Raw genomic sequence first — 14,491 nt, 5'->3', positions numbered from 1 at the left:
TGTGACGTACGGGATCTCGATTGCAGGGAGAACGTGGCAAGGCTTGCTGCTCCTGGGTGGCCGCACCGGCGGCGGCGTTCGACGGCGCGATGCCGCATCGACGCGTTGCACCAGGCTGCGTGCGTCGGAGGGCTGGTCCCTGGGCGCGGGTCGCGCGGTGCAGGGAGTGTCTCCGTCACCGCAACGACCAGCAGGATATTTGCGTAATACAGTAACATTTGATGGGGCGCGTTCGCGTCGACGGTCGCGCAGCCGCAGCGGCCAGCCTGCTTCCTGTGGTGCCGTCGTCCGAGCGGGATCGCACCGCGCGTTCGCCTCTCCGGCGGGCGCTTGCGCGGCGTCGCCCGGTCCCCTGCAAGCGCTGAAAGCAATGTGATAACGTATCATTTCGTCAAGCCACTGCCTTGCCATGCTTTCCAGTTCTCAAGCCGCCCCTGCCATCTCGATCAGCAACCTGCACGTGGCCTACCGCGGCCGCACCGTGCTGCAGGGGCTGGATCTGCAGGTCGCCCCCGGCAGTGTCTACGCCTTGCTGGGTGGTAATGGCGCCGGCAAGTCCTCCACGCTTTCCAGCTTGCTCGGCTTCGTCAAACCCACCTCCGGCAGCCTGCGGGTCGATGGCATCGACCCGGTCGCCGACCCTGGCGCCGCGCGTGCGCGGCTGGCCTATCTGCCGGAAAACGTGGCGCTCTACGAGCACCTGAGTGCGCTGGAAAATGCCGACTACCTGCTCGCACTGGCCGGCCAGCGCCGCAGCCAGGCCGAGATCGGCCAGGCGCTGGCCGCTGCCGGCCTGCAACGTGAGGCCTGGCGCCAGCGGCTGGCGGGGTTTTCCAAGGGCATGCGCCAGAAGGTGGCGATTGCGGTGGCCACGCTGCGCCAGGTGCCGGTGTTGCTACTGGACGAGCCCACCTCCGGCCTGGACCCGCGCGCCATTGGTGACTTCAACCGCTTGGTAAGCAGCGTGCGCGAGCGCGGGGGCGCGGTGCTGATGGTGACGCACGACCTGCTCGGCGCAGTGGATGTTGCCGACCGGATCGGGTTCCTGGAACACGGGCGCATTGCCGAAGAGATCGGTGCCGGCGACAGCGGCTTCGACGTGCGCAGCTTGCATGCGCGTTTTGCGCGTGCGCAGGATCGGGCTGCATGAGTCCTGTGCTGTTGGTCGCGCGCGAAGAACTACGTTTCATGGCGCGCAACCGCTCCGCTGCCATCGGTGTGGTGCTGCTGATGCTGCTCACGCTGGTGGCGGCATTGACCGCCGCGCATCATCAGCGCGAGGTGGCCGAGTTCCGCGCGCGCCAGCAACTGGCTGCGCAGCAAGCCTTCGAAGCGCAGCCGGACCGCCACCCGCATCGGGTGGTGCATTACGGCCACTTCATCTATCGCCCGTTGCCGGCGTTGGCCGCCTTCGATGCCGGGGTGGACGCGTTCACCGGCAACAGCATGTTCCTGGAAGGCCATCGCCAGAACACCGCCAACTTTGGCGATGTGCGTCAGAGCTCGCTGCTGGTGCGTTTCGGCCAGCTCACCCCCGCGTTCGTGTTGCAGGTGCTGGCGCCGCTGCTGCTGGTGTTTCTCGGCTATGGCGCGGTGGCGCGCGAGCAGGAGACCGGCACCTTGCGCGCGCTGTTGCTGCAGGGGGCCACGCGCCGGCAATTGTTCGGCGGCAAATATCTCGCGCTCGCGGTGGTGGCCGCAGCCTGCCTGTTGCCGGCCCTGGTCGGGTTGCTGCCGATCGCGTCGTTGCCGGGTCAGGCGCTGCGGGTCGCGCTGCTGGTGCTGGCGTATGCGGTGTATCTGCTGGTGTGGTGCGCGTTGGTGCTGTCGGTGTCGATGCTGTGCCGGCGCGGCCGCGATGCGTTGCTGGTGTCGCTGGCGGTGTGGGTGTGGCTGGCCCTGCTGGTGCCGCGCGTGGCGCCGGATGTGGCCAGTGCGGCGCACCGCCTGCCGACGCGGCTGGAGACCGATGTGGCGATCCAGCGCGACTTGCGCACGCTCGGCGACAGCCACAACCCGGATGACCCGCACTTTGCGCAGTTCAAGCAGCAGACACTGGCGCGCTATGGCGTGCAGCGGGTGGAAGAGCTGCCGGTCAACTACAAGGGCCTGCTGGCGCTGGAAGGCGAGCGGCTCACCGCGAGCCTGTTCGAGCGCTATGCCGCGCGTGATTCGGCCATCCAACAGCAACAGAATCTGTTGGTGCGCACGTTCGCCTTGCTGAGCCCCACGGTTGCGCTGCGCGAGCTGTCGATGACGCTGGCAGAAACCGACCTGCGTGCGCACGAGCGGTTTCTCGCCCAGGCCGAGCATTACCGCTACACGCTGGTGCAGCAGCTCAACCAGCTGCAGGCCGATGCGGTAAGCATGGCCGACGACACCGCGCAGGATGCCGGTGCCGACCAACGCAAGCGCATCTCCTCCGCGCATTGGCATGCGATCCCGGTGTTCGCATTCCAGCCGCCGGCCACCACCGAGGTATTGCGCGCCGCGGGCGCGGCGCTCGGCTTGGTCGGTGCCTGGCTGCTGGCGGCGCTGTGCATGCTGGTGGTGGCCGGCCGGCGTGTGGGAGTGGCGCGCTGATGCTGCTGTGGAAATACGAACTGCTGCTGTTGCTGCGCGCACGCGCCGCGCTGGCCGGCTTGCTGTTGCTGGCGGTGTTGACCGTGTGCAGCCTGCTCTCCGGCCAGCACCTCATCGCTGCGCAACGCGCCAACATCGCGCGCATTGCAGCGCTGCAGCAGGAGGACATCGCAGCGGTGCAGGACTATGTGGCGCGCTCCAACGACGCCGGCAGCGCGGCCTACTACAGCTTTCATCCGACCTGGGATGTGCCCACACCACTGGCATTTGCCGCGGTGGGCATGCGCGATGTCTCGCCGTACATCCTGCGTGTCCGCGCGCTGGGCCTGGAAGCGCAGATCCACGATGGCGACAGCTACAACCCGGAGCTGGCATTGGCCGGGCGCTTCGACTACGCCTTCGTGCTGGTGTTCCTGCTGCCGTTGTTCGTGATCGCGCTGCTGTTCGATCTGCGCTCGGGCGAGCGCGAGGCCGGGCGTGCCCGCATGCTCGCCGCATTGCCGGGTGCGGGCACGGCGTTGCTGGTGCGGCGCGTGGCGGTGCGTGCCGCTGCGGTGCTGGTGTGTCTGAGTGTGCCGTTTGTGATTGCCGCAACCTTCAATGCGGTGCCGCTGCTGCAACAGCTCGCGGTGCTGGCAATGACCTGCGCCTATCTGCTGTTCTGGGTGTTGCTGTCGGTGCTGGCCGGGCGCCTCCACTGGCGCCCGGCCGCGCATGCCACCGCCCTGGCGACCTGCTGGGTGGTGCTGGCGCTGGTCGCACCGGCGTTGGCGCATGTGGCGATCAATCAGGCAGTGCCGGTCAACCAAGGCAGCGAGATCGCGCGGCTGCAGCGCGAGGCGGTCAACCACGCCTGGGACATTCCGCGCCAGCACACCATGCGCGCCTTCTACGCGCAGAACCCGCAGTGGGCGGACTCGGCGCCGCTGACCGGCGCGTTCCACTACAAGTGGTATTTCGCCTTCCACGAAAACGGCGACCAACAGGTGGCCCCACAGGTCGCAGCGTATCGCCAAGGTTTGCAGCGGCGCGAGGCGCTGGCGCAGCGCGTGGCCAGCGTGTTGCCGCCGGTGGCGTTGCAGGCCGCGTTGACGCGCCTGGCAGGCACCGATCTGCGCGCGCAACTGGCGTACCAGGACCGCATCCGCGCCTACCACCAGGCACTGCGGACGTTCTATTACGGCTATCTGTTCCGCGACCGCCCGTTTACGCGCGAGGACTTCGGGCGCGCGCCACGTTTCGATGCAAGCGCCGATCCTGCGTCATAGCGGCAGCTGCGATTCACCCTCCGCCTTCGTTGTCCACGCTGCGTCGCTGGCTGACTACACCGACTGGCGACAGTCGCCTCTGCGCGTTTGATGGACCGCGCCAGCGCCGGTCGGGCGGATGCGAACGACCCGCGCACTGGCTGCGATCATGCCGGACACATGCGCCAGGCGGGTTTCAGCCAACGGCCATGTGCGTGCAGCGCCAGCGCGACTGACCGGTCGCGCTAGCTGCGCCGCGTGGGGGCACGCCTGCTGCGCTTCTTGCCCGGCGCCACCGGCGCGGCATCCTCGCTGGCCAACGCGCCACCGCTGTGCAGCTGTTCCAGCCACGACAGCGCGTCGACATAGCCGAGGAAGTGCTGCAGATAGCCCGGTGAGCACTCGCGCATCAGGCTGATGCAGCGATGCACCAGCACGCTGGAATTGAGCGGGCCGGCGTCCTTGGGGGCGTCCTGCAGCGACTGCCGCACCTGGCTGGCAGTGCGCACCGTGGTCCAGGTGCGGCGAAAATCCTCCAGCGCCGGCAGCTCGGGAAACTGCGTGGCTTCGGCGCTGGCGGTCTTTCTGCTGTCCACTTCCATCAACGCGGCGTGGCCTGCCATCCGGTCGGCTAACGCGCCAAGCGCGCTGCGTTGCGACGGCTGTGCGGCAGCGCTGGCGACACGGCGGCGCGCGGCTTGCTTCACCGTTGCCGCATACGCATCGACCAGCTTGCCCAGCTTTTCTTCCAGCACCTCGCGCACCGGCTCGGCCTGTGTGCCGGCACGCGCGGCCAGCGTTTCCATCAGATGGAAACGTACCGGGTCCAGCTGGTCGGCGCCCTGGCTGCGCCAGCGCTGCAGGCGCGCGTGCGCGGATGTCGCCTGCGTGCTCATCGCGTGCCTGCGGCTGCTGTCGGCTTGGCGGCAGAGGAGGCGCGCGACGTGGACGGGCGCGCAATCGGCGCGATCTCCACACGGCGGTTCCTGGCGCGGCGCGCTTCATCGGCATTGGAATCCACCGGCTGTTGCGAGCCGAAGGCTGCGGCAAACACCGATGCTGCGGGCACGCCTTCGGCGATCAATGCACGCGTCACCGTGAGTGCGCGTTGGGCAGACAGTTCCCAGTTGTCGGCGTAGCGCCGGTTGCCGCCCAGCACCGGGCGGTCGTCGGTAAAGCCGCTGACCATCAGGATCTCCTCGCGCGCCGCCAGGTATTCGGTCAGCGGCGCGGCCAGCGTCTTCAGCACCTCGCGGCCCTCCGGCTGCAACTGATCGGAATTGAAGGCGAACAGCACATTGCCGCGGATGCCGATGCGGCCGTCGACCAGGGTCACGCGGCCGGCGGCCAGCGGCGCCGCCAGTGCCTGCTCCAGCGTCTTGCGGCGCTGCGCTTCGGCCTGACGCTGTTTGACCTCTTCGTCCAGGCGGCTGGATAGCTGTAGCTGCACACCGATCACCCCGACCAGGATCAGCACGAACGCGCCCAGCAGCACCGACATCAGGTCGCCGAAGGCAGCCCAGATCGGTGTGCCCGATTCGCCGTCGATGTCGATCTCGTCGCTCATGCCGCGCTGGCCTCGCCGGCAGCGGCCTCACCGGCATCGCCGCGACCGCGATCGAGCTGGCGCAGTTCTTCGATGATCTGCTTCTGCGACAGCATGCTGAGGTCGACCACCTCGCGCGCCTGCGCCACGTAGTACGCCAGTTGGTCGTCGCTGCGTGCAAGCGAGGCATCCAGTGCGCTGGCGACATGCTGCAGGCGCTCGTTGAGTTCGCTGGTGGAGCCGCTGAACAGCTGCACCGCCACGCCGAAGGCTTCGCCCAGGCTGGCCACTTCCACCGCGCTGCCGCTGACATGTGCGGCCACCGCGCCGAGCTTGCCGGTCTCGCTGCCGATCTGCTCGGTGAGCTGGGTGCCCACGCGTTGCAGCAGGTCGGCCGAGGTGGTGACCAGCGCATCGACCGCTGCGCGTTGTTCGGTGGAGGCGTGATTGACCGCGTTGAGCAAGGTGTCCAGGGTGGCGAGCAGCTTGCTGCGTTCTTCCAGCATGGCGGTGTCGCGCACCATGCTCTCGGACAGGTTCTGGCGCAGCTCGGCCACCACATCGGCGGCCGCCTTGGGCGCTTCGGAGGCGATCTGCATCAGGCGCGCCACTTCGCTGATGGTGGCACTGGCCTGTGCCTGCGCCTGCGTGGACAGCTCGCTGGCGGTGCTGGCTAGGGTGTCGCAGATCGCCTGCTGTTGCTGGGTGACGCGCTCGCCGGTGCGCTCCCACTGCGTGCTCAGGTCTGCGCTCATCGCGCTGAAGCGCTCGCTCCACAGCGCCAGGCGCTGGGTGTCGCGGGCTTCCAGTGCGGCCTGCAGCTCGGTGTGCGATTGCTGCAGGGTGCCGACCAGGGCGGCGGCATGCGCGTCGAAGCTGGCGGTGGCGGCTGCCAGTGCGCGCTGGTGCTGGTCGGCCAATGCGGCGCTGGCGTCCTGTTGCTGCGCCAGCGCGGCGCTCCAGGCGCTGGCGGTCTCGCTGCTGGACTGATCCATGCGCCTGGATACCGCATCGACCAGGGCGCTGGAGCGTGCGTCGAAGGTGCTGGCGAACTGGGTCAGGGTGCCCTGCAACTCCTGCGTCAGCGCGTGGTTTGCGCGTTGCTGTTCGGCCACTGCCGCGGTCCAGGTGGCGGCTGCAGCGGCGGTGCTGCTTTCGAAGCCGCTGCTCAGTCCATCGAGTTGCTGCTGTACGGCCTGGTGCACGCCGTCCTGCAGCGCGCTGGTCTGCTGGGCGAGCTGTGCGAGTGTGGCCTGCAATTGCGCGTTCAACGCCGCGCCTGCGCGCTGCTGCTCGGCGATCACCGCGGCCCAGTGCTCGGCCGTGGCGGCGTTGCTGCGTTCGAACCCGTCATTGAGCGCGGCCAGCTGCTGCTGCACCGCGTGGGTCACGCCGTCCTGCACCGCGATGCTGCGCTGATCGATCTGCGCCAGCGTGGTCTGCAACTGCTCGGTCAACGCGTGCTGCGCACGGTCCTGTGCAGCCAGCACGGCCTGCCAGTGCTCGGCAGCCGTCTGCGCACTGTGCTGGAAGCCGTCGTTGAGCGCATGCAACTGCTGCTGCACGGCGGTGCCGACGCCGTCCTGCACGTCAGCGGTCTGCTGTGCGATCTGCTCCAGCGTGGTCTGCAGACGCGTGTCGAGCGCTTGCTGCGCGCGTTCCTGTGCGGCGAGCGCGCTGGTCCAGTGCGCGGCCGCGGCACTGGCGCTGTGCTGGAAGCCGCTGGTGATGCCGTCCAGTTGCTGCTGCACGGCATGGGTGAGGCGCTCGTGCAAGGCGGCGGTGTCGCGCGCGATGCTGGTCATGGTCGCTTCCATCGCCGGCTGCAAGGCCGCGCCCACCGCGCGTGCGCTTTCTGCCACGCCGCTCTGCAGCGATTGCTGCATCGCCGTGGCCAGGCGCGCATACGCCGCTTCGCTCCGGGCGTGGAATTCGGCCTGCTGCGCGGCCAGGCGCTCATCGGCGGCGATGCTCTGCTGCTCGATGCTGCGCATCAGCGTCTGCAGGCGATCGATCAGCGCCGGCATCAGTGCGCTTTGCTGCTGCTGCAACTTGAACACTTCGCCACGCTGGTGCGCGTCCGAATGCGGATGCAGTTCGGAAGCGATCTTCAGGTCCAGTCGTTGCACTGCCTGCAGCCGCTCGCGCCGGCACAAGGCCGACAACAGCCCCAGCATTGCGGAGCTTGCAACGCCGGCGATCGAGGTGCCGAACGCAAACGCCAGGCCTTCCACCGGCGCGGCCAGCGAGCCGCGGATGGCCTGCAGGTCGGTGGCGCTCTGCAATGCGAAGCCGGTGCCCTTGAGCGTGGCCATCATGCCGAGCAGGGTGCCGAGCATGCCCAGCAACACCAGCAGGCCGACCAGATACGGCGTCAGCACCGGTGCCGGCAACGCCACGCGCTCGCCCTTGATGCGCAGGCGCACCGCATTGCGCAGGCTCGGATGCAGGCGCTCCAGCCATTCGCCCAGTGCCGATGGCGCGGTGGTCAATGCGGTGACGGCATCGTCCAGCGTCGCGCTGGCCTGGCGATAGCGGTACAGCTCCAGCGCGCCGGCCACATAACAGGCGCCGATCACCGCCGCGACGCAGGCGCCGAGCGGGTTGGAGCCCAGATAACCGATGCCGACCCAGCAAACCGCCAACAGGCCGACGACAAACACACACAGGTGGACGAAAGTTCTGAACATGAGGTCCCAGTTAGCGGGTACGAAGCGCTGCGAGCAGGCCTTCGATCGGGTGAAAACGGACATCCAGTTCGGCGAGCAACACGCTCTGCATGTCTTTGCGAAACACATCCAGCCAGCCGTCGGAGAGCGCGCGTGGCGCGGCCTCGCCGTCGGGTGCCGGGTTCTGCGCCTGCGCGGCATCGCGCAGGCGCTCGAAATGCGCGCCGAGCAGGTTCGGCACGTGATTCAGCAGGGTCTGCTCGCGTGGGCTCAAGGTCAGCTCCATCACCGCATCCACCTCGGCCAGCCGCGCCATCGGCGCCGATTCCAGCGCCAGCATGTCGCGCAGGCGGCCACGCAGGTCGCCGGTGGCGGTGCGCATGGCGCGTTGCATCGCCAGGTAGTGCTGGCGGAACGGGGCATAGTCGAGCGCAGGCGCCGCTGCGTCGATGTCGACAGCGGCGGCGCTGCGCGCATCGCGGCGCGCGCGCGCGAGCACGGCATCCAGCTCGACCACGCTGCTGGTCGCCAGCCCGGTGCGCACGCGGGCGCAGGCCTCGGTGTCGAGTCTGCGCGTGTCGGGCAGCGCGTCGATCTCCGGCAGCTTGCCATCCAGCGCCTTGGACACGGCGACCGCGCGCGTCCAGTCGATCCATTGGCTGAGCCGGTCGGCGAGCGCATGGTTGGACTGGGCCACGTGGGCATCGGTGAGGCGAGCAAGCAGGCGAATGAACGCCGGGCCCGACAGGGGCGCCCGTGGAGAAGCTTTCGCCATTGTTCCGGTCAAAGACCGCGCATTTTACACGGGAAACTGCGCGGTTCGGCGCTTTGCCCGGCAGCTGCGGGCTTGGCCGCGCAGGCCGGCCCTGGCGGCATTCAGCCGGCCTGGTGTGGGGGCGTGCGCGCGATTGCAGCGTGCAGCGCAGCGATCCAGCGGGCGCAGCGCCCAAGGATCAAGTCCATCTTTAGCGGTATCTGGCCTGCGCGCTCCGTGATCATGCACAGCGAGCGCGACCAACGCTGCGGGCCGGATGCGCCTGGCCCGCAACGCGATCTCTCACCCTCGGGCGCGATGTACCAACGGAATCAGCACCACGCCCAGCAGTGCCACTGCGGCGGCCACATAGCCGGTGCTGCCCAGCCCCCAGGCCGGAATCACCAGCCCGCCGATGATGGCGCCGATGCCGATGCCGGCATTGGCTGCCGACACATTGGTGGTGCCGGCCAGCGCCTGCGAGTGGGTCACCGAGTTCATCACCCGCACCTGGCTGATCGGAAACAGCGCGGTGTAGGCGATGCCCCAGACCGCCAGGGTCAGATAGAGCAGCACGCCGGTCTTGGCCACCGGCACGCACAGGGCCATGCCCAGCGCGAGCAGCAGCAGGAACACCGCCGTGGCACGCAACGGCGAGCGATCCACCACCCGCCCGCCCAGCCAGTTGCCGATCAGGCCGATCGCGCCGAAGCCCATCAGCCACCAGCCCACATTCGCCGCCGGCACGCCCACGCTGCGTTCCAGCAGGTCGGCCAGATAGGTGTAGGCGGTGAACATGGCGGTGAAGACCACCACCGACAGGATCACATTGGCCAGGAAGAAGCGCTCGCCGAAGATGCCGGCCTGCTGACGCAGATTCACCCGCTCGCTGCGGGCCACGGTCGGCATCCAGAGCGCCAGCGCCGCGGCCATCGCCAGCGACAGGGCGGCCAGGATCCAGAACGCGCCACGCCAGCCGATGCTGTTGGCCGCCACCGTGCCCAGCGGAATGCCGAACAGCAGCGCCGCCGAAATGCCCAGATACACCCGCGATACCGCGCGCCCGGCGTGCTGCGGCCCGGCCAGTTGCCCGGCGGTTTCGCTGGCGGTTCCCCAGAACACCGGCAGCGCCAGCGCCGGCACGAAGCGGGCAAAGGCCAGCACCCAGATATTGGGCGCCAGCGCGGCCACTGCGTTGGAGACCGCAAACACCAGCAGGATCATCACAAACAGGCGCTTGCGATCCAGATGCGACAGCCACGCGGTCAGCGGCGGGCCGAACAGCATCACGGTGAAGGCGAACAAGGTCACCAGCTGGCCGGCCGCGGAGATGGAAATTTCCATGTCGCGTGCAAGGCCGGGCAGCAGCCCGACGATCAGGTACTCGGTGGTGACGATCACGAACGCGGCAAACGCCAGGATGAAGATCGCCAGGCCGCTGCGAGCAGCGGCCGGTGCCGCGGTGGCGGAAACGGGAGAGGAAGTAGAGCCGACAGCAGACATGGCATGCGCCGCAGTGTGGGCTGGTCATCATAGGAAAGAATTAAGATCGTATATCGGGAGTATTTTCCGTACATTGCGGACTTCAGTTCTTGAATGTGTCTCCATGCATCCCTCTGAACGCGTCAAAGGCATCGATATCTTCGTCAGCGCCGCCGATGCCGGCAGCTTTACCGCCGCCGCCGAGCGGCTCAGCCTGACCAGCTCGGCAGTGGGCAAGGCCATCGCACGCCTGGAGACGCGCCTGGGGGTGCGCCTGTTCGCACGCACCACCCGGCGGCTGGCGCTGACCGACGCCGGCGCGGCGTTCTACCGGGTCTGCGTCAAGGTGCTCGACGAGCTGGAGGAGGCCGAGCATGTGCTGCGTGCCGAAGGCCAGGCGCCCACCGGCCGGCTGCGGCTGGACCTGCCGGTGAGCTTCGGCCGGCACAAGGTGTTGCCGGTGCTGCTGCCGTTCTTCCAGCGTTATCCCGGCCTGCAACCGGTCATTTCGTTCACCGATCGCTTCGTCGACATGGCCGAAGAAGGCATCGACATCGCGGTGCGCATCGGCGGGCCGGATCACTGGCACAGCAGCCTGGGGCACCGCTATCTGGGCCATGAAAAACGCGTGTTCTGCGCCGCGCCGCAGTACCTGGCGCAGCGCGGCACGCCCGACAGCATCGCCGCACTGCTGGCGCACGATGCGGTGCTCTACGGCAAGGCCGATGGCAGCAGTAGCCCGTGGTTGCTGCGGCATGGCGCAGGGCCGGTGGAACAGCGTGCGATGGACGCGCGGGTGGTGTTCGGCAATGCCGAGGCGCAGGTGGACGCGGTGGTGGCCGGGCTGGGTATCGCACAGCTGCCGACCTGGCTGATCGACCAGCATCTGCAGCGCGGCAGCCTGATCGCGGTACTGCCGCAGTGCGATACCGAAGGCCTGCCGCTGCATCTGGTGTGGATGCGCGCGCGCCAGCTGCTGCCCAAGCTGAGCCGGTTGCTGGAGTGCCTGCAGCAGGGCTTGCAGGATGCGGCGTGAGTGCGGCGCCTGGCGTGGGGTCGTGCATGATCGCGGCAGCGGTTGCGCATGGTGCACATCGACGCGCCGCAATGCAGCGCCAGGTTCGGGTCAGCGCACATGCCAGCACACGCGACAGCGGGCGCGATCAAGCACAATCACGCCGGTCTGCGCCTGCTCTCTGACCAATTCAGCTCCAACTGCGCTGTCTCACGGCCGACCCTGTTTTGTAAGGTGAACGCGTGTAGGCTGCCGGTCCGGGGACGACTCCCCAACGAGGTGACCACAATGGACCGCTGCGACATGCAGGTGTCCGATCTCATGGTCCTGGAGTTACAAGGGTTCCACGATGCCTATGGCAGTGGACCGGACTTCTGGGACGCGTATCAACGCATCATGACCCTTGCCGCGCAAGCCGGCGGCGATCTGATCACACTGGCCAACGAGATGGCTTCGCTGGCACAGGGACTGGGCGCGACCAAGCACGCGCAACTGCTGTAATCCGCGCTTCCCTGTTGGCGACGCGGGTCTGCGTGCCGGAAGGCGGTCATTTCGAAGCCGACGATGCCGGCGCTGTTGGTTCAGCCGGCCGCGGTGTCTGCACGCAGCGCGGCATCGATCACCCAACTCCAACAGCGACAGCCACACCGCAGGTGTGCTGCCACTGCGACGCGCTTACTCGGCGTCGGTTGTTGCGGTTGTCGCGGTCTCTGCTTCAGACGCGTCGGTTGCCTTGGCAGCAGGTTTCTTGACTGCCTTGGCAGGGGCGGCCTCGGGCTCGCCACGCTTCTTGTCGCGACGCAGCGGGGTATCGCCCAGACGCTCGATCGCGCCACCGGATTGCTGGAACGCCTCCAGATCGGCGGCCAGCCGTTGCTCGGACAAACGCGGCTTGCCTGGCTGATTGCTCACGGTCATCGACTGACGGCGGGAGTTGTTCATGGCGAAATCCTCATGCGTTGTACAGCGTCAAGGGAATGCCCCGCCGGCGTTGGTCGTCGTAGGTGGCACGCACGTCGCGGCAATACGGCCCGGACATGACGAAACGCCGGCAGATTGCCGGCCGCGTCTCGTAGATCGAACAACACATGCGCGCTGCATCGATGGCCACGCACCAGCCTTCCTCGTCACGCGCCATCACGTGCCAACCTTGCGGTGTCACGCTGGTCAAGTGGTTGGGGATGCGGTCGGATGGATCGACCATGACGGTGAGCCGGCAACAGACGGCGTCGCAACGTTCGCAGAGATTCTTGATGGAGAAGGCCAGATAGAGTGAAGGCGACACCGGAGTCCGGCCGCCCTTGCACCATACACCCTGGGCGCGCCGGGGTGTGAACCGGTCCCCGCCGTGGCGGCGGCAGGCTGTTTTCTCGCGGCGTAAAAACGCGATGATCGCGTTGCCGGCAGTGCCGTGCGTTGTGTCTGCCTGTGGACGCAAGCACGGCATCCTGCGCGCTCAATCGTGCTGTGGTCCGCGCGCGTACGATCGCCATGTTGCGACAACGTGCCGATGCATCCGACGTTTGCCTAAACGGTTGCCTTTGTCGCGCCGATGCGAAGACCTCTTTCACCTGCGCCGTCGTCAGGCCACCGTAGCGTTGGGTGGTCTGCATCAACGCGACAGGAGATCCCATGAATACTGCCCATCAACACGCAACTGCGCCCGATCTTGCCGGCGATCACGACGACCAACGCAGCGAGAAGGAAAAACAGGACGCCTTGCAGGACGATGCGCTGGAAGAAACCTTTCCGGCCAGCGATCCGGTATCGCCGTTCGTGCCGGCCAAACCGCTGGACTGACCCGGCCACATTAGCCGGGAACGCAAACGGCGCGGTCATCGACCGCGCCGTTTGCGTTTGCAGCGTTGCTGGCCGGCTGTTACGGCGTCAACACCACCTTGCGGCAATCGTCCTGCTTCTTGTCGAACAGCTCATAGCCACGCGCCGCATCGGCCAGCGGCATGCGATGGGAGATGATCGCGCTGGGCTTGAGTTCGCCATTGCCAATGCATTCCAGCAAATGCGGCATGTGCTTCTGCACATGGGTCTGGCCCATCTTGAAGCTCAGCCCCTTGTCGAAGGCATCGCCGAACATGAAGGCATGGATGAAGCCGGCATACACGCCCGGCACGCTGACCACACCGCAGCGGCGCGTTGCCGCGATGCATTGGCGGATTGCAACACCGCTGCTGCCCTCCAGCTTCAAGTTGGTCAACGCGGTTTCGATCGCGCTGCCTTCGGCCTCGAAGCCCACCGCTTCGATGCTGGCATCCACGCCGCGGCCATCGGTTTGCGACACGATGACATCGGCCGGGTCGTCGACCTCGTCGAAGTTGATCGGAATGATGCCGTAGGCCTTGGACGCGAAGTCCAGCCGGTAGGCATGCCGGTCGACCATGAAGATGCGCTCGGCGCCCAGCATGCGGCAGCATGCCGCTGCCATCAGGCCCACCGGGCCGGCACCGAAGATCGCCACCGTCGAGCCTTGCTTGACCCCGGCATCGATGACAGCCTGATAGCCGGTCGGCAGGATGTCGGACAGGAACAGCACCTGCTCGTCATGCAGTGCATCGGGCACCACCAGCGGCCCGACATTGGCCTTGGGCACGCGCACGTATTCGGCCTGCCCACCGGACAGACCGCCATACAGATGACTGAAGCCGAACAGCGCCGCCGGCGGCCGCATGTCCTTGTGGTTGAGCGCCGCGCCCTTGCCGGTATTGGTGGTCTCGCAGGCGGAAAACTCCTGCAGCATGCAGTGGAAGCAACGCCCGCAGGCCACCACGAAGGGGATCACCACGCGGTCGCCGCGTTTGACGGCGGTGACGTCTGGGCCCACGTCTTCGACAATGCCCATGAACTCATGGCCGAGGATATCGCCGTGCCGCAGATCCGGAATCTTGCCGCGGTACAGATGCAGATCCGAACCGCAGATGGCGGTGGCGGTCACGCGCAGGATGAGATCGTCGCGTTCGACCAGGACCGGGTCCGGCACGGTTTCGACCCGGACATCGCGTGAGCCGTGGTAATTGAGGGCGAGCATGGGGGTTCTCCGGAAAGGCCGTCGATGTGCGGCAACACAGTCAGTGTCGGTAGCGCGCCGTTAAGTCCGTCAGCACGGCACGTGCGCACGGTGTGGACGCGTTCGATTGGCGACGCGGCGTTGATGCGTGTGTCACGCCTGGATAACCCGCG

The 14,491-nt window shown here is 67.4% G+C and carries 14 protein-coding genes; 6 read left to right on the top strand and 8 right to left on the bottom strand.

The window, feature by feature from the left end; translation table 11 throughout:
- The first annotated feature begins 409 nt into the window (after positions 1-409).
- From ABQ039_RS17360 to ABQ039_RS17350, 3 genes are read left to right on the top strand one after another with little or no spacing between them, the layout of a single operon-like run.
- Positions 410-1,150, top strand: a complete 741-nt coding sequence (locus ABQ039_RS17360) for an ABC transporter ATP-binding protein (protein ID WP_349778382.1) — start codon at positions 410-412, stop codon at positions 1,148-1,150.
- Positions 1,147-2,583: a DUF3526 domain-containing protein gene (locus ABQ039_RS17355; protein WP_221232453.1), complete on the top strand. Its 1,437-nt coding sequence runs from the start codon at positions 1,147-1,149 to the stop codon at positions 2,581-2,583. Before ABQ039_RS17360 ends, ABQ039_RS17355 begins: the two co-directional genes overlap by 4 nt.
- On the top strand, positions 2,583-3,851 hold the full coding sequence (locus ABQ039_RS17350; protein ID WP_349778381.1) for a DUF3526 domain-containing protein: 1,269 nt from the start codon (positions 2,583-2,585) through the stop codon (positions 3,849-3,851). Before ABQ039_RS17355 ends, ABQ039_RS17350 begins: the two co-directional genes overlap by 1 nt.
- A gap of 224 nt (positions 3,852-4,075) precedes the next feature.
- Here the strand turns inward: ABQ039_RS17350 and ABQ039_RS17345 are convergent, their stop codons facing one another.
- From ABQ039_RS17345 to ABQ039_RS17325, 5 genes are all read right to left on the bottom strand, one after another.
- Positions 4,076-4,726: a DUF2894 domain-containing protein gene (locus tag ABQ039_RS17345; protein ID WP_349778380.1), complete on the bottom strand. Its 651-nt coding sequence runs from the start codon at positions 4,724-4,726 to the stop codon at positions 4,076-4,078.
- The gene (locus ABQ039_RS17340; RefSeq protein ID WP_102580459.1) at positions 4,723-5,397 is read right to left on the bottom strand and encodes an OmpA family protein; all 675 of its coding nucleotides are present in this window, start codon (positions 5,395-5,397) and stop codon (positions 4,723-4,725) included. The genes ABQ039_RS17345 and ABQ039_RS17340 overlap by 4 nt, the downstream gene beginning before the upstream one ends.
- Positions 5,394-8,066, bottom strand: a complete 2,673-nt coding sequence (locus ABQ039_RS17335) for a DUF802 domain-containing protein (protein WP_349778379.1) — start codon at positions 8,064-8,066, stop codon at positions 5,394-5,396. The genes ABQ039_RS17340 and ABQ039_RS17335 overlap by 4 nt, the downstream gene beginning before the upstream one ends.
- 10 nt (positions 8,067-8,076) lie before the next feature.
- A complete protein-coding gene (locus ABQ039_RS17330; protein WP_349778378.1) occupies positions 8,077-8,820 on the bottom strand; it encodes a DUF3348 domain-containing protein in 744 nt (247 codons plus the stop codon).
- Between the two features lie 282 nt (positions 8,821-9,102).
- On the bottom strand, positions 9,103-10,302 hold the full coding sequence (locus tag ABQ039_RS17325; RefSeq protein ID WP_349778377.1) for an MFS transporter: 1,200 nt from the start codon (positions 10,300-10,302) through the stop codon (positions 9,103-9,105).
- A gap of 103 nt (positions 10,303-10,405) precedes the next feature.
- Here ABQ039_RS17325 and ABQ039_RS17320 point away from each other — a divergent pair, with 103 nt between their 5' ends.
- Positions 10,406-11,317 carry a LysR family transcriptional regulator gene (locus ABQ039_RS17320; protein WP_349778376.1) on the top strand — a complete coding sequence of 304 codons (912 nt, stop codon included), beginning with the start codon at positions 10,406-10,408 and terminating at the stop codon, positions 11,315-11,317.
- Positions 11,318-11,584: 267 nt separating this feature from the next.
- Positions 11,585-11,797, top strand: coding sequence for a hypothetical protein (locus tag ABQ039_RS17315; protein ID WP_024938481.1), 213 nt, complete (start codon positions 11,585-11,587; stop codon positions 11,795-11,797).
- A 174-nt stretch (positions 11,798-11,971) separates the two neighbouring features.
- Here the strand turns inward: ABQ039_RS17315 and ABQ039_RS17310 are convergent, their stop codons facing one another.
- Complete coding sequence (locus ABQ039_RS17310) at positions 11,972-12,238, bottom strand: hypothetical protein (RefSeq protein WP_039518701.1); 267 nt, start codon at positions 12,236-12,238, stop codon at positions 11,972-11,974.
- 10 nt (positions 12,239-12,248) lie between these two features.
- Complete coding sequence (locus ABQ039_RS17305) at positions 12,249-12,581, bottom strand: YkgJ family cysteine cluster protein (protein WP_226427509.1); 333 nt, start codon at positions 12,579-12,581, stop codon at positions 12,249-12,251.
- 347 nt (positions 12,582-12,928) lie between these two features.
- Here ABQ039_RS17305 and ABQ039_RS17300 point away from each other — a divergent pair, with 347 nt between their 5' ends.
- On the top strand, positions 12,929-13,096 hold the full coding sequence (locus ABQ039_RS17300; protein WP_016900935.1) for a hypothetical protein: 168 nt from the start codon (positions 12,929-12,931) through the stop codon (positions 13,094-13,096).
- Positions 13,097-13,175: 79 nt separating this feature from the next.
- Here the strand turns inward: ABQ039_RS17300 and ABQ039_RS17295 are convergent, their stop codons facing one another.
- Positions 13,176-14,339, bottom strand: coding sequence for a zinc-dependent alcohol dehydrogenase (locus ABQ039_RS17295; protein ID WP_126966585.1), 1,164 nt, complete (start codon positions 14,337-14,339; stop codon positions 13,176-13,178).
- Between the last annotated feature and the right edge of the window lie 152 nt (positions 14,340-14,491).

Origin of the sequence: Xanthomonas sp. WHRI 6108, assembly GCF_040202385.2 — a bacterium.
In the GTDB taxonomy this organism is placed as follows: Bacteria; Pseudomonadota; Gammaproteobacteria; order Xanthomonadales; family Xanthomonadaceae; genus Xanthomonas; species Xanthomonas arboricola.
This window is presented reverse-complemented; position numbering and strand designations above follow the sequence as displayed.